This is a genomic window from Peribacillus sp. YIM B13481 (genome assembly GCF_042787985.1).
Classification (GTDB): domain Bacteria; phylum Bacillota; class Bacilli; order Bacillales; family DSM-1321; genus Peribacillus; species Peribacillus simplex_A.
Genome location: NZ_JBHZPE010000043.1, coordinates 20266 through 44738, shown reverse-complemented (window position 1 = coordinate 44738; position 24473 = coordinate 20266). Strand labels below are relative to the sequence as shown.

Here is a 24473-nt window from a genome sequence, read left to right as displayed (position 1 = left end):
CCCCGGTACAATACCGGGACCATTTATTAGCTGCTTAGGCACTTTTTTATACTGTCCGTAAAATGGGGCACAGTTCAAATGGGATAGCCGCTTTCTTAGTTTATTCCATCGAAATTCATGATTTTATCTTTTAAGCGGGACAGGATGTACGATCGTACGTGACTGTTTTTTTGTAATGGAATTTTGGCGATGAAGGATTGCATTTATTTCTCCGCCAATCACAAAAATCAGACCACTCAAATACAGCCATAGCATCAAGATGATGACGCCTCCTAAACTGCCGTATGTGGAAGAATAGTTGGCAAAGTTACTGACATAGAATGAAAATCCAAGTGATATTCCCAGCCAAAGTACAGTTGCGGTCACTGCCCCGGGGATGACATGTTTAATGGGAAAACTTTTATTAGGTGCAAAGCGATATAGAAAAGTCAGGACGAGTGAGATGACTGCAACTGCGATAACCCACCGTAATAAGCTGAATAAAATTTGCATTTCTTCAGGAATCGGAATGACTTGCTGTAATATATCGATGATGACTTTTCCGAAGACTGGGAGACCCAACATGACGATGAATGCTACAACCAAGCCTAATGTCAACATAATGGAGATGAAGCGGGCTTTAAGGAAATTCCTTGTTTCTTCGACATCATAAGCGATATTCATGGAATGGATGAATGCATTCATTCCGTTGGAAGCGGACCATATGGTGCCAAGGAAACCAAAAGTCAGTAAGCCGCCGTTCCGTTCAGATAATATGTTGATGATATTTTTCTCGATGACTTCCATCGTTTCCGTAGGCATGAAGGTTTTTATCGTGTCCAGGGCTGTCTGAATATCAATATTCAGATAGGGTAATATGGACAGCAGTAAAATGAGTAAAGGGAATAGTGCGAGTAAATAGTAATAAGCTTGTTCAGCGGCCAGCCCCGTTACACGATCTTCCTTTATTTCTTTAATCAGTTCCTTTGAAAATTTAATCGACTTATTCATTCGCATCACTCCTGAATAGTTACTTAGGTTATCTGCTTCTTTTCCCTCTGTTCATGTAAGTTAATCCTCAAAAATTAAAAGAAATTGAAATGGTCTTCCAAAGAAGAAGTCCCTTTCATGTTTAATCCGCCCGCTTGTAGAAGCTTGTAACAATGATATAACCTGCAATTACTCTAGTGATCGTATTTAATGTGGTGGATCCATTTTCGCCGAAATAACCAAAAACCAGCTTTGAGAGGGGCAAATCAATTTTAACTGCTTCAGAGAAATACAAAATCGGAATGATGGCGAAGTAAAGGAATGGCAAGCCAAGGATGACTATTTTTAGCGAATTCCCTTTTAAATTCCCTTTTTTGAAAAAATTTGCAGAATTCGGGGTATGGCGAGTACCATGCCCAGGAAAATCGGGAATGAAGATTCGAACAACAAGTACCCCTTAATCTCGTATGTTTCGCGGCTAAGCTTAAATAGGTGCTGTTGGTACTTTAATCCTATGAATAATCCGCCCGATAATACTACTAGGAATATTAAATATCTAATGGCTCTTTTCAAAGAAAGATTCATGTTTTTTGCCCCCTTTATAACAAGTATAATAATAACTAGGAAAATATGGAGGTTATTTCGAGCGTGTTATTATAGGTAAACGGAAAAAAAAGCCAGACAGCTTGTCTGGCTTTTTTATCTATTGCACTTCTTTTCCCTGTTCCTTTGGAACCTTGGGCGGGGTCCATTTGAAGACTTTATTTAGGATATTATAGATGTGTTTGGATTCTTTTGTAAGGATCGGCCCAAGAATCGCTAAGGTCAAAACATAAAGTGCCGCGAACGGGGTTAGTATAGGCATTAAACCGCCGGCAATGCCTAGGTTTGCCAAAATTATGGAGAATTCGCCACGTGAAACGATCGTTAAACCGATGTTTGCGGAAGCTCTGTGAGATAAACCGGATTTGCGTCCGGCAATCATACCAGCAACAAAGTTACCGATTATAGTGATGATGACAGCTCCAAGAACCATCCAGACAGCTCCACCAAGCGTCGTCGGATCGATACTCAATCCAAAGCTAAAGAAGAATATGGCCCCGAAGAAATCTCTAAAGGGAATGACAAGTTTCTCAATCCTGTCGCTGTGTTCCGTCTCAGAAAAGACTAGGCCGAGCAGTAATGCACCAATGGCTTCCGCAACATGAATCGTTTCCGAGAAACCTGCAATGAAGAATAGTAAAGCGAACACGACGATGATAAAAATCTCATCAGAGGTTATATTGAATAATTTGTTAAGGATCCCAGATGCTTTCCGGGCGATAACAAAAAATACAAGCATATACCCAATCGCGATAAAAGTGGAAAGTAACGTTCCCCAAATGGAACCAGAGGAGCTTAATACCAATCCGGATACGACTGATAAATAAACAGCGAGGAATATATCTTCAAACATGATGATGCCAAGGATAAGCTCCGTTTCATTGTTCCCGGTCCTTTTAAGGTCCACAAGCACCTTTGCCACAATGGCGCTGGATGAAAAGCTGATTATCCCCGTTAATATTAGTACTTCTTTTAAAGGAAGACCGAGAAGGAAACCATATACAAAGGCTAATCCGGCGTTGATTACAATGTAATACGTTCCGCCTGTCACGATATTTTTCCCGGACTTCATAAGCTTTTTAACGGAAAATTCCAGACCTAAGTAAAAAAGAAGGAATAAGATACCGACACGTCCGAGGAACGCTATGATTTCATCACTTTCAATGAAACGTAGGTCAATTAATCCGAATTGTGGGGCATGAGGGCCAACGAGCATCCCGATGATAATTAATAGTGGAACATTTGAGATTTTAAATTTACCTGCAACGAGAGCAGCCAATGCTACTAGAAGTAGGGCAGTTCCCACTTCAAAGACTAAATGGTCCATATGAGCTTAGTCACTCCTTTCGTCGGTCAATAATTCTCTTGTCAGGTTACGGATATCTTTTCTTTCCCCGGATATCACAAGGGTATCGCCTGTTTCGATGATAGAGTCGGGACCAGGATTATTCAGTTGTTTTTTTCCTTTTTTCGAATGGGCAATGACGGTTACGTTATAATTGCTCCTGATATCTATCGATCCGATCGTTTGATTGATGGCCTTGGAACCAGGTTCCACTTTGAACCATTCAATCACTAAGTCTCCCAATGACATTTCAATCGTTTCAAGTGCTTGTGGTTTATAAACCATTCCGCCTATGATGGAAGCCATTTGCCGTGATTCTTGATCGTTAAGGGTGATGCTCGATATGACGTCTTCATGTTCACTATCAAAATGGTATAATTCCCGACGGCCGTCATCGTGAATGACGATTACTAACTTTTCATCATTCCTTGTTATGATTTCAAATTTTTGACCAATACCAGGAAGTTCACTTTCTCTAATTCTCACTGGAATTCCTCCTTAAAATGTTGGTTAGAGTTTACAGAAGATAGCAGAATGTTATAAGTTAACGTCAATATTCGTCTTGAATTTCTTCTCCTTGGATATGCCGATGTATTTTAATGTCTCCGATGGACTTGAATGATGGTAATGCTTTTGTATCAAGGCTAGTGAAACTCCTTGTTTATAGGCATGGTAGCCAAAAGTTTTACGCATCGAACTTGCTCCGAATTTACCTGTCAGACCTGCACCTTCCACAGCATCATGGATAATCCGGTGCGCCTGTTGACGTGTAATTGGCTTTTTCGTCTTAGGGGAAAGAAATAAAAACTGACCTTCGATAACCTTCGAACCTTTAAGGTATTCTTGTAAGGCAGTTCGGACTTTCAGGTTCAAATAAATTTGGTTGACCTCGTCATTTTCCATCCGTTGCTCATAGAACTCCTTGATTTTTCCAGTTTCATCGAGAACGTTGGCGGCGGTGATTTCGAGCATTTCATTTATCTTCATACCAGTATTGATGCCAAGTACGAACAATAAATAATCCCGACTGGAATGAGCTCGTAAGTATGTTTTAATTTTGCTGATCTGATTGATATCCTTAAAGGCTTCTACATATTCCATAAGATCTTCTCCTCTTACCAATGTAACATAATTATATTGTATCATAACTTATGTTACATTGCATGAGTTTAGTCCTGGAGAAATAATCTTTCCCAAAAAGCAACGCATACTGTCGAACTAAAAACCATTTTCCTTATTCTCCACCCAAACGAGGTAAAATATATCAGGGAAGTTATTTAACTTTAAAATGTGGAGATTATTTTTAGCATCATGGGAACATCAGGCTTTGTAGATAAAAAAAAGAAACCCCAAGTTGGGATTCCTTCATCATTTTAATATACGGCTTTTTGTAATTTGTGAATGACCTCAAGTGAAAGCCCTGTTCCGATGGCAACTGATTCAAGCGGATTATCTGCAAGTTGGACTGGGACGACAATTTCATTCGTCAGCCATTCTTGTATCCCGTTGAGAAGTGCACCCCCGCCGGATAAAATGACACCTTGATCGACGATATCCCCGCTTAATTCAGGAGGACAGTCTTCCAAAGTGGCCCTGATTGCTTCCAATATATGAAGAAGCGATTCTTGGATGGCTTCCTGGACGTCAGTGGATGATATTGTAATCGGCTTTGGAAGACCCGTTACAAGATCGCGGCCCCTAACTTCCATGGTGATCACAGGATGTTCAACGAGTGCGTAGCCAATTTCTTTTTTTATTTCCTCGGCTGTTCTTTCCCCGATCAGCACATTATGTTTTTTTCTAACATATTGGCTGATATCTTCATCCAATTGATCTCCGCCAATTCTAATTGAATTACAAGAAACGACGCCGCCGTAAGATATGATTGCGACCTCAGTCGTGCCGCCGCCGATATCAACGATGACATTGGCAATGGGCTCTTCGACAGGCAGGCCTGCGCCGATTGCTGCCGCTACTGGTTCCTCGATAAGGTGGACCTGTTTGGCTCCGCAGCTTTTGACAGCATCCTGAATGGCCCTTCTCTCAACTGATGTGGAACCTGATGGTGTACAGACCACTACACTAGGCTTTCGAATCGATAAGCCTAATGCCTTACTTGCTTTTTTCATGATTTCCCGAAGCATTTGCGCGGTTACATTAAAATCCGCAATGACACCGTCCTTAAGTGGACGGATCGCAACGATATTTCCAGGTGTTTTCCCGATCATGTTTTTAGCATCCACACCGACTGCCAATACTTTATTAGTCTCTATATCAATGGCCACCACCGATGGCTCATTAAATACGATTCCTTTATTTTTACTGTAAACTAGCGTATTTGCAGTTCCTAAGTCAATGCCTATTTCTGTATTTGATAACATCTAGTCACCCCTCCATAAGAGTTTGACCCCTATATATTCATTCTACCTTTTGTAGCGAGTTTGTGGGGGTGGGAAATCTAGTAAATAGTGGAAATGCCGAACTGTTCCTATTCCATAGAGCGAAAACATGATGAAATATAAAAATGCGCTGGCGATGGAGAGCGGGGCCAACATTCTGCCTATTGCAGATGCTGCAAAATATTTCCCCTCATATGTGTAAGGGCAAGCTTGGATACAAATGCTTGCTGTTGACTACCAAATCGATCTGCACAATAGCCGCCAAATAAATTGGCCACGACGGCAAAAAAATGTGAAAGGATCAGCGGTAATCCAAGAAAAGGAAAATGAAACCCAGGATGACCGGCAAGGCAGATTTTTAAATTATTTCCAATCTCGTAAGTCATAAGTAATTCTCGCTTCCTCGTATTTTCCCCATCATACCCCTCGCTTCAGTTGAAAGGGTGCAAGACAGCTTTGAACCAGCTTATTTTATGTTAAAATATAGATGAAAATCCGCTTAGATAAAGTAGGTAATTTTGTGAGTGCAAATTTAATCGAGAGTAAGAGTTTTAGAGTCATCTTTACATCTTTTCTAGCTTTCCTGGGTGGATATGCGTTTGATTGCCTTGGGATATACTTACCATGGATGCTAGGACCATTATTCGTGGTGATGATTGCGAAAGTGAAGTTAGGGAAGTACATGTTTTGGTCTAAAACCTTTAGAAGCACAGGATTAGTCATTCTTGGTTTGCAACTGGGCAGTTCATTCACGAAACAATCGTTAAATGAGATGCTTGAATATTTGCCGGTTATGCTTTTTACGACAATCGCAATCATTTTGTTTACAGTTTTGACTGGCTGGTTTATAGGGAAGCGAATGGACTTATCATTGAGCACTTCCATGCTTGGCAGTTTTCCGGGAGGTCTATCCCAGATGGTGGTCTTAAGTGAGGAAATGAAGGATAGTGATGAAACGGTTGTAGGTTTCATGCAAACACTTAGGGTCATCCTTGTGATATCCATTGTTCCTTGGCTTGTGACCCATGTAATGTCAGTTGAATCAGGTGCGGTATTGGCCAAATCGGAGCGGCCGTTTTTCTTATTTGAATATGATGGGAAGTTAGCAATCATGATGTTGGCAACCTTGCTATTATTCATCTACATCACAAAGAAGGCGAATTTCCCGCTGCCTTTTTTACTAGGACCTCTCATGGCCGCAGCCTTATTTAATTTAGTAGGTCCAGGTGCCCCGCAAATTCCTGACTTTTGGCTGAACTTTTCACAATTGTTGATTGGCGCACATTTAGGCTACACACTGAAGGTTGATAATCCCCGACTTTTCAGAAAGATGTTCGGGGCCGTATTCCTCAGTAATGTCCTGTTAATTGGATTTTGCTATTATCTTTCCATTCAATTTGCTCCGATCCTATCCTTGCAGGCGAACGAATTATTTTTGAGCATGGCGCCAGGCGGCGTGGCCGAAATGGCAGTCACAGCCATGTCTGTACATGTGGATTTATCCGTTGTCACAAGCTTTCATTTATTCAGGATCTTATTCATTTTATTTTTTCTATCACCCATCATAAAATGGTTGGATGGAAGAATCCATGGGAAGCAGAAACAGGGACAAAGCTGACAGGCTTTGTCCCTGTTTTCAATATGGAATTACTATGTCGAAAACTTTTAGCATGTTGCCCATAAAAGGGTAGCACTCACGAGTAAAAGCACGAAACTCACGAGTAAAGCGGCGAAATTCACGAGTAAAAGCATGAAACTCACGAGTAAAGCACCGAAACTTAAGAGTAAATGAACAATTTTCAGGCGCAAAGCGAAACTCACGAACGAAACGCCCTGAAATTCCATTTTCGACGGAATTTTTACCTGGGTTATTGAAATATGGCTGTTGAATTTGACCTTGCAAGTAGTGGAAAAGGTGGGATTTGTGGTAATTTAATTAAATTTAAAATTAGTAAAATAATCCTCACTTTTTTTAAACTTCATCCGATATAAGGAGGAGACGAGACTTTAAATGAATGGGTGAGTAATATGGATATAACATCAGTTTTGGGCGTAGTTCTGGGTAGTGTGGCCATCTTAGTCGGAATGGTGTTGAAAGGCGTTAGTGTTACAGCGTTGATTAACCCTGCAGCTATTATGATCATTATTGTAGGGACGATAGCTGCTGTCGTAACGGCTTTCCCTTTGCCAGAATTAAAAAGACTACCAAAAATATTCAAGATTTTATTCTTTGAACAAAAATTGACAAAGCCTGAAGAATTAATAAAAACTTTTTCGGAATGGGCGGTCATTGCCAGGAAAGAAGGCTTATTGGCATTGGAAAGCATTTCGGATCAAGTGGATAATACTTTTTTGAAAAATGGCTTGAATCTTGCAGTCGAAGGTCAGAGTGCCGATTATATTCGTGATATTTTAGCAGAGGAAATAGACGCGATGGAAGAACGTCATCTGAGTGCGGCAGCGATTTTCAGTCAAGCCGGAACATACGCACCGACACTTGGTGTATTGGGTGCGGTAATCGGGCTGATTGCTGCATTGGGTAATATGGCTGACACGGAGGCATTGGGACATGCGATATCTGCCGCTTTCGTTGCAACCTTGATGGGGATTTACACGGGGTATGTGTTATGGCATCCATTTGCCAATAAGCTCAAACGGAAATCCAAGCAGGAAGTCCGGATCAAAGAAATGATGATAGAAGGGATTTTGTCGATCATCGAAGGGGAAGCGCCAAGGACGATTGAACAGAAATTAACATCATATTTGCCTGCTGGAGATCGTAAAAAGTGGTTAGAAGGCGATGTGAGAGAAGATGGCTAGGCGAAAAAAGAAACAAAGGCATGAAGAGCATATCGATGAATCATGGTTGGTTCCTTATGCCGATATCTTAACATTGCTTCTTGCGCTTTTTATCGTCTTATTCGCTTCAAGTTCGGTTGATGCAGTAAGGTTCCAGCAGTTGTCCAATGTATTTAACCAGGTCTTTACGAGCGGGACGGGTTTTATGGAATTCCCAAGTGATTCCCCCAGCAATGAGCCTACATCACCAGAGCAAAGATCAGGGGCAGAAGATCTTAAGAAGTTAGGGAAAAACGAACAAGAAAAACTTAGGGAAGTTCAGAAACGTGTAAATTCCTATATAAAGAAGAATGATTTAACGGATAAATTGGGAACGAACCTTACGGATGAAGGCATGTTGATTTCAATTAGGGAAAACGTGCTGTTTGAATCGGGTGTGGCTAAAGTGAAAAGTGAAAACCGAAAAATCGCTAAGGAAATCTCGTATTTACTGGTCATGGACTTACCCAGAAACATTATCGTAAGCGGACATACCGATGATGTTCCAATTAAAAATTCCCGGTATGAATCCAACTGGGATCTGAGCGTGATGCGATCCGTGAATTTCATGAAACTTCTCCTCGAAAATAAAGAGTTGGATCCCGAAATGTTCAGTGCCAAGGGACATGGGGAATTCAAGCCGGTTGCTTCTAATGCAACGAAAATAGGAAGAGCGAAAAACCGGAGAGTTGAAATCCTGATTGTTCCAAGGGACAGCAATAAATGAGTGAAAACCCTGCCATAATATGGACGGGTTTTTCTTCTTGAAGGAGAATGTATGGAAAGACAATATACAAACGTGATGGAAGAGATCGTTGTGACATGGGTCAAGGTTTTAATATCAGGTATGGAATACCAAACATTTTGTTCGTGCAGCAAATGTAAAAATGACATCATCACATTATCACTGAATAACCTGCCTAATTACTATGTAACCACGGAAGAACGGCGGAAAAGGATATTTGAAAATTTGAATACAGAAGAGAACAAGAAGTGGATCAACAAAAGAATCATCAATCCCATACACGTTGTTGGCCAGTATCCCAAACGTTGATCAGGCTTGGAAAAAGAAAAGAGGTCAGGAACCCCTTATCTTTTAGATTTTAAAGCCGAGGTGTAGCAACCTCCGAAAGAATGTCGGAAATTTTAGCGGGATCTCACTCAAATGAACGGAAATGATTTTTGGTAGTGACATCTTTAAATTGTGTTTTATTCATGCTGCAAGAGGGAACATAATTAAAGTACAAAGTAAGTTCATTCGATCAAAAATTGAGGAGATGAATTTTCATGGGTAAAAATATCGCATGTGTAGTAACGAATATGTTTGAGGACTCGGAGTACAGTGAACCCGCAAATGCATTTGAAGAAGCCGGCCATACGGTTACGACGATTGAAATGGAAAAAGGGAAAATTGTTAAAGGGAAACAAGGGGAAGTAGAAGTAGAGATTGATGAAAGCATCGATTCGGTGAAACCAGAGAACTTCGATGCATTGTTCATCCCAGGAGGGTTCTCGCCTGATCAACTGCGTGCTGATGAACGCTTCGCATCGTTCGCCAAATCGTTCATGGATGATAAAAAGCCTGTATTTGCAATTTGTCATGGACCGCAGTTGCTGATTACAGCGAAAACACTTGAAGGACGCCACGCAACAGGATATACATCCATTAAAGTGGATATGGAGTATGCAGGTGCCACATATTTGGACAAAGAGGTCGTTGTATGCGGCAATCAGCTTGTAACCAGCAGGACGCCAGATGATCTTCCGGCATTTAACCGGGAATCGCTTAATCTATTGAAATAATGAAAAATCCCGGCAGCTGCCGGGATTTTTTATTTAATAAGATTTAAAGGATTCATATACTTCAATCTTTGCAGTAAAATAAAAGGAGAGACGAATAAAAAAGGAAGTGTCACGATTGATTGTATTAAAATCTGCACGTGAAATTCAAGCGATGCATGAATCGGGTAAAATTTTGGCAGCTTGTCATAGGGAGATTGCAAAGTTGATTGTTCCTGGTGTGACAACATGGGAAATAGAAGAATTTGTCGAAGGATTCTTAAAAAAACATGGAGCGAAGCCGGAACAAAAGGGTTACAAGGGGTATGAGTATGCGACATGTGCCAGCATAAATGAAGAAATCTGTCATGGTTTCCCCCGTAAGACCCCTTTGAAAAATGGAGATATCGTAACGATTGATATGGTCGTCAATTATAACGGGGCCCTTTCCGACTCTGCCTGGACGTATACGGTCGGAAAGGTTTCCAAGGAAACTGAACATTTAGTGCATGTGACGAAGGAATCTTTATATAAGGCGATTGAAGTGTGTGTGGAAGGCAATCGGATTGGTGATATTGGTCATGCCATTCAAACCTATGTCGAAGCGGAAGGCTTCTCGGTCGTTCGTGATTTCATCGGACATGGGATAGGAAATGTCATTCATGAAGAGCCGCAAGTTCCGCATTATGGGCTGCCGAATAAAGGTCCGCGTCTTAAAGAAGGTATGGTATTCACTATCGAACCAATGGTAAACGTAGGTACATATAAAGCCAGCAGGGATGCGAATGGATGGACGGCTTCCACTGCAGACGGGAAATACTCGGCTCAATATGAGCATACGATTGCCATCACGAAAAACGGTCCGCTTATTCTGACAGAACAATGAACGTAATAAAACAGCATCAATTATGATGCTGTTTTTTCATTTTAATCAATCGGTCGTTCCAATGAATATAAATCCTCTTCAATATTGCCTAATCTGTCCTCAATCACTTTTTTCGCATCATTAATGCCTTCATTATAAATAAAGGGAGCGATGTTTTCCAAAATGAATTGCAAGTGATTTTCAGCAGCGATTTCACCGATTTCCTTGCCATGTTCCTGATACACATATTCTTGGATACGTTCGATCATCTTGCGGCGTTTCTCTAAGGGAAATTGAATGAACATTGTGCCCTCCTTCATATTTGTTTTAAAAACCATGGAATGAATTGATCCGAATCCAAAGGGAAGACGGGTACTGAAGCATGATCCCTGGTTCGTTCCAGACATTCAGGCCAAGCCACCGCTGCTTTGACATTCGTAAGTCTTTCCAATAGCAGGAGGTCACTCTCTTCTTTGATTATAATGACCTTAGGAAAGTCCTCTTGCTTATAACCTTCAATTAAAATCACATCTGGGAGAAATAGACCCAATAATTGAATCAACTCAGCGATAGGGGCTTCGCCCTTGAAATTGCCGAGCAATTCTATTGTCCCGTCTCCTTCAACAAGTGAAGCGGCTGCCCCAGCCTGAAAGTGTTTATGGGAATCCTTCATACCAGTGATATCTGGTTTTCCGCCATGCCCATGGTGTTTTAAAATGGCTGTTTCTAATTTTACTGCGCGAAGCTTTTCGATTATATTCGTTATGAATGTCGTTTTTCCTCTATTTTGGTAGCCAACCACTTGAAAAATAAAGGGTTTTACCAAGGCCATTTGCTTCCTTCTTGGTCATCGAGAAGCAGAACGTCCACGATATCTCCAGTTTGAAAGCCACGGGTCCCCCCAGGTAATACAGTCAATGAATTGGCACCAGCCAGGCTTGTTGTAATATTGGATTTATCCACACCACTAGGAATTACCTTCAACCGGCCGGATTCGTAAAATAGTCGGGTTCGAAGCAGACGTGAGAATGGGTTGGGCTTTAAGAAGTCCTCTGCCAATTGAGCAGTCTCTTTTCGTAAATGCGGATGTTCCGAAAACAGCATGGTGCGGATGATGGGTCTTGCAAATAGTTCAAAGCCGACATAACTGGCGGATGGATTACCGGATAAACCGAATAAAATCTTGTTATTATATACGGCTACGGTCGTCACGCTGCCAGGGCGCATGGCCACTTTGTTGAATAAGACATCAGCGCCAATTTTTTGATAAATATCTGGGAGAAGGTCAAAATCACCGACGGAAACGCCTCCAGTTGTAATGAGTAGATCGACTTCCTCCAAAGCCGTTGAAATGGCTTCGTAGCTTAATTCGAATTCATCTTTAAGCTTTCCATAAAAACGGACTTCTCCTCCCGCCCTCCGTATTTGAGCGGAAAGGGCATACGAATTGCTGTTGCGAATCTTCCCGGGCTGCAAAGGTTCATTAACATCAAGTAGTTCCGAACCAGTAGCGAATAATCCGACGACAGGCTTTTTGGCAACAGGGACTTCTGCATAACCGAATGTTGCCAGTAAGCCGATGATCCCTGGATTGATCGCTGTTCCTTTTTTTACAAGAAGATCCCCTTTCTTTGCGTCCTCACCTTGAAAAGAAACATTTTCCCCTTCTTTAAGTGAGCGTTTAAATGATATGTACTTCTTTCCATCCTTTTCGAATTCCTTCGTGAGCTCGAGCATAATTACGGCATCACACCCAGCTGGCATCTGAGCTCCAGTCATGATTCTTGCAACTTGTTTTTTTTGCACGGGGATAGTCGATACCATACCTGCAGCTAACTCTTCAACCACTTCGAATTCGAGTGGGTTATTTATGGAACCTTCAACGGTATCCCTGGACCTGAGGGTGAATCCATCATATGGCGAGCGATTAAAATGCGGAACATCATTTGTAGCTGTAATATCTTGAGCCAAAAAACGATCTTGACTTTCTTCCAGGGGAATCAGCTCCACTTCTCCTCCTAATTTATGCTTCATCACTTTTTCCACTGCTTCAGCGATACTGATGGGCGTTCTTCTATCTATCATGCTTACAACTCCTGTCTGTTTTCAACAATAAGTTCTATATCAAATGTAGCAGAAATCTTTAAAAATTGAAAAAATCCTCACCGGAATGGGAGGATTTGAATGTTACTTATTACGCAGTCTTCCAAGTTCTTCAGCGATCGCTTCCATTTCACGGACACTGAAATTGTTTTTTTTCATCACCATTTTATAAATAGCGTGCAGTTCTTCGTACATTTCGATATCAAAATGGGTTGATTTGATTGCACCGAAGTTCATCACCTTCAATTTATCCTTAATTGCTTCAACCATAAACTCGACACTTTCGGCTGTGTTTTGTGTTAAATCCATACCCCTCATCCTTTCATACGTTCCTAAATTATTTACATCTTTGCATGATTACCCCTAGAAGTCAATGAATATTCGGGTGGAAAACGAAGCTTGAGCCTCAATTCACTTTGTCGTCTTTGTGTTTTAAAGTGAGAGAGTTTGGGAAAAGATAGGAAAAAACTTTTTTAAACATTGTATAATGGAGATAGCTACCATTATCATCAACCAATATATGACGAGGAGGAGAATATATGAGCAACATTCGAGAAGAATATAAATGTGCCAAGAAAAGTAAATTTATGCAAGCGGTCTTTATCGGGGCGTTAGCAGGGGCTGCAGTAAGCCTTTTTGATAAAAATACGCGTTATTCGGTATTGGAAAACAGCAAAAGTTGCTTGAGTAATATGAAAGAATTAGTGAAGAATCCCAATGGGGTACTTTCACAAGTACGTGAAACATCATCTAAGGTCCGTTCCACTGTTGAAAAAATTTCCGATGATGTATCATTCATTTCCCAAAAGGTGGAGGAAATGAAAGATATTCCATCGCAAGTTGCGCAAGTGGTGATAGAGACGAAGGAAGTCTTTGCTGCAGAGCCGGAAGATTCGACTTCAAGTCAGGATCCGCAAGGACGGGTTTCCTCAAATTAAAAAATGGGGTGGGGGTATGGCCAGTAAAAAAGAATGGCTGAAAGGCTCATTCTTCAAGACATTCATAAAACGGTTACAGATGGATGATGTGTCGGGACTTGCCGCACAGCTGTCTTATTTCTTTTTGCTTTCCCTGTTTCCGTTACTTATTTTTTTGTTCACTTTATTGGCCTATCTGCCATTTTCCCAAGAAGATATTTTAAATACTATAAGTACATATGCACCCGCGGGTTCGATGAAAATAATTGAGGCTAACCTCTCGGAAGTGATGGAAGGGAATAGTACTTTATTGTCGTTTGGTGTCATTGGAACCATATGGTCGGCCTCGAATGGGATGAATGCAATCATTAAAGCATTTAATCAAGCATATGGTGTAAAAGAAAGTCGAACTTTCTTTATTTCCCGGGGAATGTCGATTCTTCTCACTTTAGCGATGATTTTTGTGTTTATTGTCGTTTTATTGCTTCCGATATTCGGAAAACAGATCGGAGTATTCCTATTTGCTGAAATTGGACAATCCGATGAGTTTCTAATCATTTGGAATCAACTGCGCTGGGTGATCAGCACGCTTGTATTTTTAATAGTGTTCACGATCCTTTATTGGATTGCGCCCAACAAAAGACTGAAATGCCTAACCGTATTGCCTGGTTCTATCTTTGCAACGGCAGGATGGAGCCTCGTTTCCCTTTTGTTTTCTTTTTATGTGGAGAACTTTGCTAATTATTCGGCGACATATGGAAGTCTTGGAGGAATAATCGTATTAATGGTCTGGTTTTATTTATCTGGGCTCATCATCATACTGGGCGGGGAAATAAATGCCCTGTTAAGTGAAAAGGAAAATCCAGAATGTAAATGATCTTCCTGGAGTTCCCGTAATAGAGGACTATCCTGAAGCAGATACTATTCTAGAAATGACATAACTTTTGTAGAGGGGGAGTTCTTTCATGAGTAAAAAGGATGGCAGCACAAAGCAAAAAGGAAAAAAAGGTTCGAACCATAAAACATCAGGTTCAGCAAACGGTAAGAACGGATATCATTAAATGAAACGAACATAAAAAAGGGAGCCTTATAGGCTCCTCAGGCTGTCGACAAAGTCGACAGCTGTTTTTTTATAAAAAGTTTAGCAACAATATATTGTGTCCTTCTTTCAAATTTACAACTAAATATGCTAATTAAAAGATAAAAAAACCCCTTTTTCTCCAACAATTCTTTTGGAAAAGGGGTTTGTCTACACTCTGGGGAGCCTTATAGGCTCCTTCTTTTTCATTTTAGTTTCTCAAAAGTCTTAAGCTATTCAGTATAACAAGGATTGTGCTTCCTTCATGGCCAATGACACCATATGGAAGGTCCAGGAATTGAAGGAAATTGGATGCTATCAGAATCATGATGACCGAGATCGAGAAAATGACGTTTTGTTTGATGATTCGATTCATCTTCTTGGATAATTTGACGGCTTCCGCGATACGCGGGAGGTCATTCTTCATCAGAACAACATCAGCTGTCTCCAAGGCAACATCCGTGCCTTCACCCATTGCTATTCCAACGGAAGCTGTTGCCAGTGCAGGTGCATCATTGATGCCATCCCCAACCATTGCTACTGTACCAAAATTTTCTTTCAGCTTTTTCACTTCATTCACTTTGGTTTCAGGTAGGCACTCGGCAATATATGCATCAATATGGATCTCCGACGCAATCGCTTTAGCTGTTTTTTCACCATCACCTGTCAGCATGATGGTATGGATCCCCTCATTTTTCAAAGCCTCGATGGCAGCGATCGTTTCTTCACGCACGACATCTTTCAAAGTGAGTATACCAGCAATCCCTAGATCATCTTTAGCATAAACAATTGTCTTACCTTGTTCAGCAAATGTCAGCGCAATGCCGTTTTTGAATCGTTCGGCTTCGCTGCGGCCGACGAAATCAGCTTTTCCGACTTGCCAAAGCATGCCTTTGAAATAAGCTTGAACCCCATTACCTGAGATATCTTCCATGTTATCCGGTTTAATGATGTCCTTTTGCAATTTCGTTTTAGCATAACGTACGATTGATGTTGCCAAAGGGTGGTTTGAATAATTTTCAACAGAAGCAACATGAAATAAGAAATCTTCTTCGCTTAAATCTTCACGGATGATAACATCCGTTACCTCTGGTTTACCTTTTGTCAGTGTTCCGGTTTTATCTAGGGCAATAGCCTGTAGATTTCCTAGATTCTCAAGATGGATGCCGCCTTTAAATAAAATGCCATGGCGAGCGCCATTTGAAATGGCAGAAAGTGTAGCTGGCATTATAGATGCCACAAGGGCACAAGGAGAAGCGACAACGAGCAGGATCATCGCTCTGTAGAATGTTTCGGTCCAGCTCCAGCCCAATATGAAATGTGGTACGAACATCATCAAGCCGACAACTGTCAATACGACTTTTACATAAGTTCCTTCAAACCGTTCAATGAACAGCTGGGAAGGGGACTTTTCGCTTTGTGCGGATTGAACGAGAGTGATTATTTTTTGAAATAATGTTTCACTTGCTGGTTTGGTAATTTCCACGGTAATCGTCCCACGGAGATTAACCGTTCCCGCAAAAACTTCATCATCCAAGGATTTGCTGACTGGTATGGATTCACCAGTGATGGCCGCTTCATCTAGATTGGTACGGCCGTCCGTGATTTTTCCATCAGAAGGAACTCTCTCTCCTGGTTTCACTAAAATCAGATCCCCGACAAGCAACTGGGAAACGGATACGGTCTCTTCATATCCGTTAGTGATGCGTAGCGCTTCTTCTGGCTGTAAGTCCATAAGCGCCGAAATCTCTTTATGGCTTTTATTCATCGTGTATGTCTCAAGCGCACCGCTTAAAGCGAAGATGAAAATCAATATGGCACCTTCCGTCCAGTATCCGATGATCGCAGAACCGATGGCGGCAAAAATCATCAGCATCTCAACATTCAATTCCCGGTCGGCAATCGTATCTTCTATGCCTTCTTTTGCCTTGGCGTATCCGCCAATCAGGAAAGAGGCTAAGTATATGACTATGGAAGTGGACTCCATTCCGTTCTTTGAAAGAGCCCAGCCCAAAACTATTAATAAACCGCTGAATAATGCAGCAATAAGTTCTAAATGAGGTTTTGCCTTTTCCAACCAAGAGGTTTTGCATGTAGCCGGTTGGGTTAAATGTTTAGTATCTGTAGTCATAAGATTCCCTCCCAAATTCTTCTCTATTTTTGTGTAAATGATATGGATTATCATTTGTGTAATATCTAATTGAGAAAGATAATCAACGTCATTTCTCTGGATAAAATATGAAAGCTGTCATCGTAATTGCGATGACAGCAATGATTACAAAGATTTATTAACGTGATGTCCCTTTTGTTAATATTATATTACCACATATCCTATTCAAAAATAAAGAAGAATGATTCTAATCTAGTAAAAAATATAAAATGCCAGTTATTTCAATATACAAGGGCTATTGTAAATACCATGCAAATTGAATAATAAATGGAATTGTCCAGATAATAAACTATATTACATAACAGATGCAGGCATTTTCTCCTTAAAAAAGGCCAATGAAATAAAGACAAGGAAAAGCATGATATTTATCATATGAAAAAAATTCCCACTGTGTACATGATCTATTACAAGGCCGCCAAAGACTGGACCGCCGATGCTGCCCAGACTATAGAAAATACTGCATAATAAATTTCCTGCTGGTAAAAGGTTTCGAGGTAACAGATCTGCCATATAACTGATTCCCAGAGAGAAAGTCGAACCAACCATCATACCTCCAAGCATGAAGCAGATGAATAGTCCAAGCACTGAATAGGAATAAATACCTGCTAGAGAAAATATGGTAAAGCCCGAAAAGAGGATAGTCAGCAAGGTCTTTCGCCGGCCAAAGCGGTCACTGATCATACCCAGGGGAATCTGTGTAAGCAGAGTTCCGCCTGAAAATGCCGGAATTATGATGGATACCGCAGTTAAATCGATTCCGGAGCGCAGGGCGAAAACTGGAAAGTTGCTATTCAATGATGCTTCGAGCACGCCAAAAGTGAACGGAAGTAAAAAAGCGACCCAAGCTATGCGGCTCACCTTCGTAAACCTTTTAAGTGTGCCCAGAAATGATGTGTTTTCAGGGTCATCCTGTTCAGGAAGCTCATTTCTAATAAGGAAAACAGTTAACCAAGTAAGAAGACTGAGTATGGATGTAAAGATGAAAGGCAAAGACTGATTAATCTCGAGAAGCTTCGTCATTAGCGGGCCAACCATGAAGCCAAGACTGAAGAAAAGCCCGTAAATAGCGAGATTTCTACCGCGCTTCGCTATTGGTGAAATGGCAGTTATCCATGTCTGGGTAGCAAAGTGAAGTGTATGATCGCCGATTCCAATGAAGAAACGTAGTACGAACCAAAACCAGAATGATTTCCAAACAGGAAATAAGGCAAGAGAGAGAATGACCGTTATCCCGCCAAATAATATCAATGGCTTATACCCATATTTACGGAGTGGTGCTTCCATAAAAGGAGAAATCAACAGAATCCCAATATAAAGGGAGGCGGCATGAAACCCGTTTAAGGATGAACTAATTCCGTCATTTTCAAAAATGATGGCAATGATCGGCAGAAGCATTCCTTGAGAAAAACCTGATATGCCGACAATAAAGATTAAAACACTTAAAAGCAGTTTATTATTCATAAAATCATGTCTCCTAAGAAATGTGTACAATTTTGATGTTACATCTTAGAAAGAGGATTAAGCAATAGGGATTTGGGTAAATATTGACAAGAAGAGGAGCGGTGAAAAATTTTCCTTTGTCTTTGCCCGAAGTTTATGTATGATAGTTTTTGTTATATGAAAAGAACTATAGGATTGTGAGGAGAAGTATGGTGAATAAAATATTTTTGGGGCTTGTTCTATTAGGCGTCCCATTATCTGTCCTTGGGTCTTTATTGCATTGGCCGAGCGTAATCATGTTCATAGTATATTGCTTAACAATCGTCGCGCTTGCAGGCTTCATGGGCAGGGCGACTGAAAGCTTAGCGATTGTTATGGGACCAAGGATTGGCGGTCTATTGAATGCAACCTTTGGTAATGCAGTTGAATTGATCATATCCGTCTTTTCGTTAAAGGCGGGGCTGGTTGGTGTTGTATTGGCGTCTTTGACTGGTTCCGTTTTAGGAAACTTATTGTTGGTGGCTGGCCTTTCGTTCTTCATCGGAGGGACCAAATACAAACGGCAGAAATTTAATGTTTTTGATGCCAGGCATAATGCCGGGCTGTTAATATTTGCAGTTATTGTAGCCTTCGTCATACCGGAAGTATTCACACAAAACATGAGTGAGTCAAGTACGATGTCGTTAAGTGTCGGAATTTCCATCATTTTGATCTTATTATATCTTGCTGCATTATTCTTTAAATTGGTTACTCACCGCGGGGTATATCAGCATAACCAGAAAACCAAGGAACATGAAGAGGAAGAACCGGAATGGAGTAAGAAAAAGGCAATTATAATACTTGCTGCCGCTACTTTGGCTGTTGCGTTCGTATCGGAGAAGCTTGTACATACCTTCAGCGAAGTGGGGGAAACCTTCGGATGGACAGAGCTATTCATCGGTGTCATTATCGTTGCGATCGTGGGTAACGCGGCAGAGCATGCGTCCGCCGTCATAATGGCCTATAAAAATAAAATGGATGTCGCTGTGGAGATTGCCGTTGGTTCCACACTTCAAGTAGCGATGTTCGTAGCTCCTGTACTCGTATTGATTTCGTTAATGTATCCAACTCATATGCCGCTTATTTTCACATGGCCAGAACTGATTTCAATGGTTTCAGCAGTCTTTCTGATGATCATGATTTCGAATGACGGGGAAACGAACTGGTTTGAAGGCCTTACCCTATTGGCTGCTTACTTCATCATGGGGATTGGATTTTACTTATTATAATAATGCAGGCCTTCCGATGCGGAAGGTCTTCTTTTATATAAATAAAAATGACTCTGCTCAGGTTAGATTTAGCAGAGTCATTTCTATATTAGTAAATTACCATTCATAAGTTTTTCCAAAATTTTTCATCATGCTTTTGTAAAAGTTGAGAAAATATTCTAGAGTGTTACACCATCCTTTTACATCAGATTTAAGTATGGGCGAATTCGTTTTCTGTCATCCTTTAAAAGGGTGTCATGGATTGTTCGATAAGCATACCTCCTGAGAGTGTAATAGGTATGAACGATTTCGCCTCCTTTTTATAATGTAAATTAAGTATAACCGATTCCGATTGAAAAGTAAATATTCTGAACTTTAAAAATATATTACAAATTCGACAGCAGAATGAAATGTATAGAATGTTGGCTAAAAACAAAATCTATAAACAAAATGATTGAACCCCTCAAAAGGAGTGCGACAGCATGAAAAGAATTATTCTTATTACGATGATTGCCCTAATTGCCTTCATTCAGGCGAATGTAAGTTTTGCAGCCAATAAACCAGGAGATAAAGCAACTCCGAATAAGGTGAATATCCCGCCTTCCGTATTGAATATTGCAAAGGAGAATACGTATCCGAACCCGACTCAGGATCTTCCGATGCTGCAGCCGAGTAAGTTTGCCAAACAATTGATCGGCTCGTCGGATATAAAGATTGAAAATCCTGAACTCATTCATATGTTGAATGAATCAGCAATTGCAAAGGCTCCGCTTGCTTTTGGTTATAGGGCGACCATATACCTTGGTCATTGGGCCTTGAATTATGAGTCTTCGGAAACGGCCCCAAACTGGGAATACCAAAAGATCAATATGAATTACTATGATAATCGCGGCGGTGAAGTTCCATACAGGATCCGTTACATCCAGGAGAGTCAGAAGGCAGTGAGCGGCGGTCTTACCGCGAAAATCCCTAAGGCTGAGGATGTTCAAAAGATGATGCTGTTAAAAGCCACAGAAAAAACCAATTTGCCATTGGCTTTCGAAACGATCATCGGAGCTGGTACGAAAAAAGATGAGGTATACAATGTTGCTTCAAATAGGATAGGTTACTTATCCAGTTATGCTTCTGCCGTCAATGAAAAAGGAAAGGTCACATATGGGGAAGTATATTTGAACCTAAAAGGAAATAAGCGAACCATAACGATCAAGAACATCACTTCTCAAGGCATCGGTGCATGGATACCGATTCAGGACCATGTTTCCTTCAGCTTTACAGTCTCTCAGCAACCTAGGTAAAAAGAAAAACTCGCCGGATTGGCGAGTTTTTTCTTTATATGGAAGACTTCCTAATCCTGAAGTCTTCCATCGGGTAGTATGCATTTTTGACGAGAACATTCGGGCCTAGACATTTGACTGCCGGGCAGTGGCAGTTCAATTCATTGGCCAGTTTCGAATTCATCCATGTGTCATACGATTCGGTCAATGGTGAATCAATGATATTTCCCAAAGTAGGTGCGTCCCCGAAATCGGTCACGATCACTTCCCCAGTGAAAATATTGACGTTCAACCTGGAACGTCCATCAGGGTCATTTCGAACCGTCACTTTATGTGAACCATACAGGCGTTGAAGCAGCTCTATATCCTCTTTAGCGTTATTGCAAGGATAGAATGGCAGGGTACCAAAAAGCATCCATACATTTTCATCACGGATATCAAGCAAATGATGAATCGCTTCACGCATATTTTCCAATGATAACGTTTCAAGTGCCGAAGCGAAATCGCTTGGATACATCGGATGAATTTCATGTCTTTGACATCCCATTTCATCGACGATTTGTCTGTGAATATGCTCAAGATGCGGCAATGTGCGTTTATTAAGCATCGTTTCTGCAGAAACCAGCACACCAGCTTTTGTCAGGGCACGGGAATTTTCGATCATTTTATCAAATAACTTCTTTCGCTGTTCCCGTGATGGTTTTCGATCCATCATGGCGAAGCCTATATCAATGAATTCATCGATCGTTCCCCAGTTATGGGAAATGTGCAGAACATCCAAATAAGGAATGATTTCCTCGTACCGTTCCAAGTCAAGGGTCAAATTGGAATTGATTTGTGTGCGGACCCCACGGCTACGGGCATATTTCAATAAAGGTAAAACATAATTCTTCACTTGTTTCCTAGATAGCATCGGTTCCCCGCCAGTGATGCTGAGCGAGCGAAGCAAAGGAATCTCATCAAGGCGCCGAATCAGTAATTCCAAAGGCAGAGCATCCGGATCCTTAGGCTGAAGTGTGTAACCGACAGCACAATGTTCGCAACGCATATTGCAAAGAGTGGTGGTAGTGAACTCCACATTGGTCAAGCAGAGTTTTCCATATTGTTCAACGTCCATATATGCTTCCCAAGGATCATACTTGGGTGTAATTGGTGTTAAAAGATCTTGCTTGATTATTGACATGTTTAAAACTCCTTACGTAATAATGCACTAACCCATTATGAACAATGGGGACAAAAATTGTCAAATGGCGGAGAGCTGCATTTTAGCTTGCCATTGCACTTTCAAGCAGATTTCGTTACGATGAAAGAAGAACGGAAGGAGAGTGCCTCATGGGAAAATCCATTACAGGTAAAAACGAACAATTAACATACTTAAAAGAACGCCTCACGATGTTCATGGAGGTTCTTGATCATATCGAACCAGAAAATACTGAATTGGAAGATATAGACCGCTTAATCGGCATGATAGATGATTTGGAAGGCAAAGTTGAACAATTCAAAACCCGCGAAGAATAATATCTGTTTCGATAGTATGATTTTTTCAATGTTAATATTCATGAAGGGATGACGAGCAACCTGCGTCATCCCTTTTTTATATATAATGATTGATTGCGTTCATCATAAATAGGTAAAGATTGGTGATGACATTTTACTCATGGGCTTATTCTTTGCGGCTTGAACATTCCTCTTCAAATTGCTTTTCATTAAGAAAAATAATTACTTGTTTTCGAAAGATTATGTTAGATGTATAATAAAACGGGTGTTGTATCATTCGCTCTTTATAGAGAAGCAGGGAAATGATTAAATCTAGGGGAAATAAGAGGGGGAAGAGAAATTTGGATATTCAAAAATTCCAAGAAAGTATGTACAGTCTTATCGTTGAAACTTCAACGAATCTTCCAAAGGATGTTCGTCGTGCGGTAAAAAGCGCAAAACAACGTGAAAATGCAGGCACTCGTTCAGCGTTGAGCTTGGCCACCATCACGAATAATATTACAATGGCTGACGACAATGTATCACCGATTTGTCAGGATACTGGTCTGCCGACTTTCAAAATTAAAACTCCAGTTGGCGTGAACCAACTTGAAATAAAAGACGCAATCCGTAATGCAATCATTTTAGCAACAAAGGGCGGAAAACTTCGTCCAAACGCAGTTGATTCTTTATCGGGTGAAAATAGCGGGGATAATCTTGGGGAAGGTCTTCCTGTCATGAAATTCGATCAATGGGAAAAAGACTACATTGATGTTCGTCTCATCTTAAAAGGAGGCGGCTGTGAAAATAAAAACATTCAATACAGTCTGCCTATGGAGCTTGAAGGATTGGGGAAAGCGGGCCGTGATTTGGACGGAATCCGTAAATGTGTCCTACACTCTGTCTACCAAGCACAAGGACAAGGATGCAGTGCCGGCTTTATCGGCGTTGGTATTGGAGGGGACCGTTCATCCGGATATGATCTGGCTAAGGCTCAACTTTTCCGCAGTAATGAAGATGTGAATCCGAATGAAGATCTTCGTAATCTTGAAGATTACATCATGAAGACAGCTAATGAATTGGGAATCGGCACGATGGGATTTGGCGGCGAAACCACACTGCTTGGATGTAAAATCGGTGTCATGCACCGTATTCCGGCAAGCTTTTTCGTCTCCGTTGCTTACAACTGCTGGGCTTTCCGCCGTTTAGGTGTGAAAGTGAATCCCGAAACAGGAGAAATCAATGAGTGGTTATACCAAGAAGGCGAGAAAATCGACTTTGCTCTAGAAGAAGAAAAAGCAGCGAAGGAAGAAGTGGCAGCCACTGTAGAATCTGACGTTGAAGCTTCCCGTGAAATCACCCTACAAGCACCAATCACGGAAGAACAAATCCGTGAATTAAAAGTTGGTGACGTAGTTCATATTAACGGCAGAATATATACGGGCCGTGACGCTATCCATAAGCACTTATCTGAAAATCCTGCACCAATCGACCTAGACGGACAAGTCATTTATCACTGTGGACCAGTTATGCTGAAGGACGAAGAAGGTAAATGGCATGTGAAGGCTGCGGGACCAACAACAAGTATTCGTGAAGAACCATACCAAGGCGATATCATGAAACGATTCGGCATCCGTGCAGTCATCGGTAAAGGCGGAATGGGACCGAAAACATTAGAAGCACTAAGTGAACACGGCGGCGTTTATCTAAACGCAATCGGCGGGGCTGCTCAATATTATGCAGACTGCATCAAATCCGTCGAAGGTGTTAACTTTACTGAATTTGGTATTCCAGAAGCAATGTGGCATTTGAACGTTGAAGGATTTACAGCAGTTGTTACCATGGATTCACATGGAAACAGCCTCCATAAAGATGTTCAGCAATCTTCATTGGAAAAATTGGCACAATTCAAAGAACCAGTATTTAAATAATGTATGGTAAAAGACGCTCACCAATCGGTTGAGCGTCTT

The 24473-nt window shown here is 41.0% G+C and carries 25 protein-coding genes; 12 read left to right on the top strand and 13 right to left on the bottom strand.

Annotated features, from left to right (window positions below):
- Positions 1-123 precede the first annotated feature (123 nt).
- From ACFX4X_RS19840 to ACFX4X_RS19815, 6 genes are all read right to left on the bottom strand, one after another.
- Entirely contained in the window at positions 124-990 is an 867-nt protein-coding gene (locus ACFX4X_RS19840) for a YihY/virulence factor BrkB family protein (RefSeq protein ID WP_377385684.1), read from the bottom strand.
- Positions 991-1672: 682 nt separating this feature from the next.
- Positions 1673-2899, bottom strand: coding sequence for a cation:proton antiporter (locus tag ACFX4X_RS19835; RefSeq protein ID WP_125162353.1), 1227 nt, complete (start codon positions 2897-2899; stop codon positions 1673-1675).
- Between the two features lie 6 nt (positions 2900-2905).
- Entirely contained in the window at positions 2906-3403 is a 498-nt protein-coding gene (locus tag ACFX4X_RS19830) for a cation:proton antiporter regulatory subunit (RefSeq protein WP_061461485.1), read from the bottom strand.
- A 51-nt stretch (positions 3404-3454) separates the two neighbouring features.
- Positions 3455-4018 carry a tyrosine-type recombinase/integrase gene (locus tag ACFX4X_RS19825; protein WP_061461487.1) on the bottom strand — a complete coding sequence of 188 codons (564 nt, stop codon included), beginning with the start codon at positions 4016-4018 and terminating at the stop codon, positions 3455-3457.
- 272 nt (positions 4019-4290) lie between these two features.
- On the bottom strand, positions 4291-5298 hold the full coding sequence (gene mreBH / locus ACFX4X_RS19820) for a rod-share determining protein MreBH (protein ID WP_061461488.1): 1008 nt from the start codon (positions 5296-5298) through the stop codon (positions 4291-4293).
- Positions 5299-5477: 179 nt separating this feature from the next.
- Positions 5478-5702, bottom strand: a complete 225-nt coding sequence (locus ACFX4X_RS19815; protein WP_377385679.1) for a hypothetical protein — start codon at positions 5700-5702, stop codon at positions 5478-5480.
- A gap of 134 nt (positions 5703-5836) precedes the next feature.
- On the opposite strand from ACFX4X_RS19815, the gene ACFX4X_RS19810 reads away from it, so the two are divergent.
- The 6 genes from ACFX4X_RS19810 to map all read left to right on the top strand — a co-directional run bounded on the left by ACFX4X_RS19810 (position 5837) and on the right by map (position 10819).
- On the top strand, positions 5837-6934 hold the full coding sequence (locus ACFX4X_RS19810) for an AbrB family transcriptional regulator (RefSeq protein ID WP_377385677.1): 1098 nt from the start codon (positions 5837-5839) through the stop codon (positions 6932-6934).
- Positions 6935-7344: 410 nt separating this feature from the next.
- Complete coding sequence (motA, locus tag ACFX4X_RS19805; protein ID WP_377385674.1) at positions 7345-8136, top strand: flagellar motor stator protein MotA; 792 nt, start codon at positions 7345-7347, stop codon at positions 8134-8136.
- The gene (gene motB / locus ACFX4X_RS19800) at positions 8129-8881 is read left to right on the top strand and encodes a flagellar motor protein MotB (RefSeq protein WP_377385671.1); all 753 of its coding nucleotides are present in this window, start codon (positions 8129-8131) and stop codon (positions 8879-8881) included. Before motA ends, motB begins: the two co-directional genes overlap by 8 nt.
- A gap of 51 nt (positions 8882-8932) precedes the next feature.
- Positions 8933-9208 carry a late competence development ComFB family protein gene (locus ACFX4X_RS19795; RefSeq protein WP_377385668.1) on the top strand — a complete coding sequence of 92 codons (276 nt, stop codon included), beginning with the start codon at positions 8933-8935 and terminating at the stop codon, positions 9206-9208.
- Between the two features lie 233 nt (positions 9209-9441).
- Complete coding sequence (locus ACFX4X_RS19790) at positions 9442-9957, top strand: type 1 glutamine amidotransferase domain-containing protein (RefSeq protein WP_317777268.1); 516 nt, start codon at positions 9442-9444, stop codon at positions 9955-9957.
- A gap of 115 nt (positions 9958-10072) precedes the next feature.
- Positions 10073-10819, top strand: a complete 747-nt coding sequence (map, locus tag ACFX4X_RS19785; protein ID WP_061461499.1) for a type I methionyl aminopeptidase — start codon at positions 10073-10075, stop codon at positions 10817-10819.
- A gap of 41 nt (positions 10820-10860) precedes the next feature.
- On the opposite strand, the gene ACFX4X_RS19780 is transcribed toward map, so the two are convergent.
- The 4 genes from ACFX4X_RS19780 to ACFX4X_RS19765 form a co-directional block, all read right to left on the bottom strand.
- On the bottom strand, positions 10861-11103 hold the full coding sequence (locus ACFX4X_RS19780; protein ID WP_089362615.1) for a DUF2164 domain-containing protein: 243 nt from the start codon (positions 11101-11103) through the stop codon (positions 10861-10863).
- An 11-nt stretch (positions 11104-11114) separates the two neighbouring features.
- Positions 11115-11630, bottom strand: coding sequence for a molybdopterin-guanine dinucleotide biosynthesis protein B (gene mobB / locus ACFX4X_RS19775; RefSeq protein ID WP_289321108.1), 516 nt, complete (start codon positions 11628-11630; stop codon positions 11115-11117).
- A complete protein-coding gene (locus ACFX4X_RS19770) occupies positions 11618-12883 on the bottom strand; it encodes a molybdopterin molybdotransferase MoeA (protein ID WP_377385663.1) in 1266 nt (421 codons plus the stop codon). Before ACFX4X_RS19770 ends, mobB begins: the two co-directional genes overlap by 13 nt.
- Positions 12884-12985: 102 nt before the next feature.
- Positions 12986-13210, bottom strand: a complete 225-nt coding sequence (locus ACFX4X_RS19765) for a DUF1128 domain-containing protein (RefSeq protein WP_377385660.1) — start codon at positions 13208-13210, stop codon at positions 12986-12988.
- 230 nt (positions 13211-13440) lie between these two features.
- Here ACFX4X_RS19765 and ACFX4X_RS19760 point away from each other — a divergent pair, with 230 nt between their 5' ends.
- The gene (locus ACFX4X_RS19760) at positions 13441-13839 is read left to right on the top strand and encodes a YtxH domain-containing protein (RefSeq protein ID WP_284471877.1); all 399 of its coding nucleotides are present in this window, start codon (positions 13441-13443) and stop codon (positions 13837-13839) included.
- A gap of 16 nt (positions 13840-13855) precedes the next feature.
- Positions 13856-14695, top strand: a complete 840-nt coding sequence (locus ACFX4X_RS19755; RefSeq protein WP_377385657.1) for a YihY/virulence factor BrkB family protein — start codon at positions 13856-13858, stop codon at positions 14693-14695.
- 412 nt (positions 14696-15107) lie between these two features.
- On the opposite strand, the gene ACFX4X_RS19750 is transcribed toward ACFX4X_RS19755, so the two are convergent.
- Entirely contained in the window at positions 15108-17027 is a 1920-nt protein-coding gene (locus ACFX4X_RS19750; RefSeq protein WP_377385654.1) for a heavy metal translocating P-type ATPase, read from the bottom strand.
- A 333-nt stretch (positions 17028-17360) separates the two neighbouring features.
- Entirely contained in the window at positions 17361-18527 is a 1167-nt protein-coding gene (locus ACFX4X_RS19745) for an MFS transporter (protein ID WP_377385651.1), read from the bottom strand.
- A 188-nt stretch (positions 18528-18715) separates the two neighbouring features.
- Between ACFX4X_RS19745 and cax the strand changes: the two genes are divergently transcribed.
- Positions 18716-19774, top strand: a complete 1059-nt coding sequence (cax, locus tag ACFX4X_RS19740) for a calcium/proton exchanger (RefSeq protein ID WP_061465948.1) — start codon at positions 18716-18718, stop codon at positions 19772-19774.
- Positions 19775-20235: 461 nt separating this feature from the next.
- The gene (locus ACFX4X_RS19735) at positions 20236-21048 is read left to right on the top strand and encodes a YfkD famly protein (RefSeq protein ID WP_377385648.1); all 813 of its coding nucleotides are present in this window, start codon (positions 20236-20238) and stop codon (positions 21046-21048) included.
- A 34-nt stretch (positions 21049-21082) separates the two neighbouring features.
- On the opposite strand, the gene yfkAB is transcribed toward ACFX4X_RS19735, so the two are convergent.
- Positions 21083-22204, bottom strand: coding sequence for a radical SAM/CxCxxxxC motif protein YfkAB (gene yfkAB / locus ACFX4X_RS19730; protein WP_375166318.1), 1122 nt, complete (start codon positions 22202-22204; stop codon positions 21083-21085).
- Between the two features lie 155 nt (positions 22205-22359).
- On the opposite strand from yfkAB, the gene ACFX4X_RS19725 reads away from it, so the two are divergent.
- Positions 22360-22545, top strand: coding sequence for an SE1561 family protein (locus ACFX4X_RS19725; RefSeq protein WP_089362622.1), 186 nt, complete (start codon positions 22360-22362; stop codon positions 22543-22545).
- A 320-nt stretch (positions 22546-22865) separates the two neighbouring features.
- Positions 22866-24434, top strand: a complete 1569-nt coding sequence (locus ACFX4X_RS19720; RefSeq protein ID WP_377385645.1) for a fumarate hydratase — start codon at positions 22866-22868, stop codon at positions 24432-24434.
- Positions 24435-24473: the final 39 nt, after the last annotated feature.

What these genes read in the sequence shown, in the direction of transcription:
- ACFX4X_RS19840 (WP_377385684.1), bottom strand. Translation starts at nt 990, where the DNA reads ATGAATAAGTCGATTAAATTTTCAAAGGAACTGATTAAAGAAATAAAG.
- ACFX4X_RS19835 (WP_125162353.1), bottom strand. Translation starts at nt 2,899, where the DNA reads ATGGACCATTTAGTCTTTGAAGTGGGAACTGCCCTACTTCTAGTAGCA.
- ACFX4X_RS19825 (WP_061461487.1), bottom strand. Translation starts at nt 4,018, where the DNA reads ATGGAATATGTAGAAGCCTTTAAGGATATCAATCAGATCAGCAAAATT.
- mreBH (WP_061461488.1), bottom strand. Translation starts at nt 5,298, where the DNA reads ATGTTATCAAATACAGAAATAGGCATTGACTTAGGAACTGCAAATACG.
- ACFX4X_RS19815 (WP_377385679.1), bottom strand. Translation starts at nt 5,702, where the DNA reads ATGACTTACGAGATTGGAAATAATTTAAAAATCTGCCTTGCCGGTCAT.
- motA (WP_377385674.1), top strand. Translation starts at nt 7,345, where the DNA reads ATGGATATAACATCAGTTTTGGGCGTAGTTCTGGGTAGTGTGGCCATC.
- motB (WP_377385671.1), top strand. Translation starts at nt 8,129, where the DNA reads ATGGCTAGGCGAAAAAAGAAACAAAGGCATGAAGAGCATATCGATGAA.
- ACFX4X_RS19795 (WP_377385668.1), top strand. Translation starts at nt 8,933, where the DNA reads ATGGAAAGACAATATACAAACGTGATGGAAGAGATCGTTGTGACATGG.
- ACFX4X_RS19790 (WP_317777268.1), top strand. Translation starts at nt 9,442, where the DNA reads ATGGGTAAAAATATCGCATGTGTAGTAACGAATATGTTTGAGGACTCG.
- ACFX4X_RS19780 (WP_089362615.1), bottom strand. Translation starts at nt 11,103, where the DNA reads ATGTTCATTCAATTTCCCTTAGAGAAACGCCGCAAGATGATCGAACGT.
- mobB (WP_289321108.1), bottom strand. Translation starts at nt 11,630, where the DNA reads ATGGCCTTGGTAAAACCCTTTATTTTTCAAGTGGTTGGCTACCAAAAT.
- ACFX4X_RS19770 (WP_377385663.1), bottom strand. Translation starts at nt 12,883, where the DNA reads ATGATAGATAGAAGAACGCCCATCAGTATCGCTGAAGCAGTGGAAAAA.
- ACFX4X_RS19765 (WP_377385660.1), bottom strand. Translation starts at nt 13,210, where the DNA reads ATGGATTTAACACAAAACACAGCCGAAAGTGTCGAGTTTATGGTTGAA.
- ACFX4X_RS19760 (WP_284471877.1), top strand. Translation starts at nt 13,441, where the DNA reads ATGAGCAACATTCGAGAAGAATATAAATGTGCCAAGAAAAGTAAATTT.
- ACFX4X_RS19755 (WP_377385657.1), top strand. Translation starts at nt 13,856, where the DNA reads ATGGCCAGTAAAAAAGAATGGCTGAAAGGCTCATTCTTCAAGACATTC.
- ACFX4X_RS19750 (WP_377385654.1), bottom strand. Translation starts at nt 17,027, where the DNA reads ATGACTACAGATACTAAACATTTAACCCAACCGGCTACATGCAAAACC.
- ACFX4X_RS19745 (WP_377385651.1), bottom strand. Translation starts at nt 18,527, where the DNA reads ATGAATAATAAACTGCTTTTAAGTGTTTTAATCTTTATTGTCGGCATA.
- cax (WP_061465948.1), top strand. Translation starts at nt 18,716, where the DNA reads ATGGTGAATAAAATATTTTTGGGGCTTGTTCTATTAGGCGTCCCATTA.
- ACFX4X_RS19735 (WP_377385648.1), top strand. Translation starts at nt 20,236, where the DNA reads ATGAAAAGAATTATTCTTATTACGATGATTGCCCTAATTGCCTTCATT.
- ACFX4X_RS19725 (WP_089362622.1), top strand. Translation starts at nt 22,360, where the DNA reads ATGGGAAAATCCATTACAGGTAAAAACGAACAATTAACATACTTAAAA.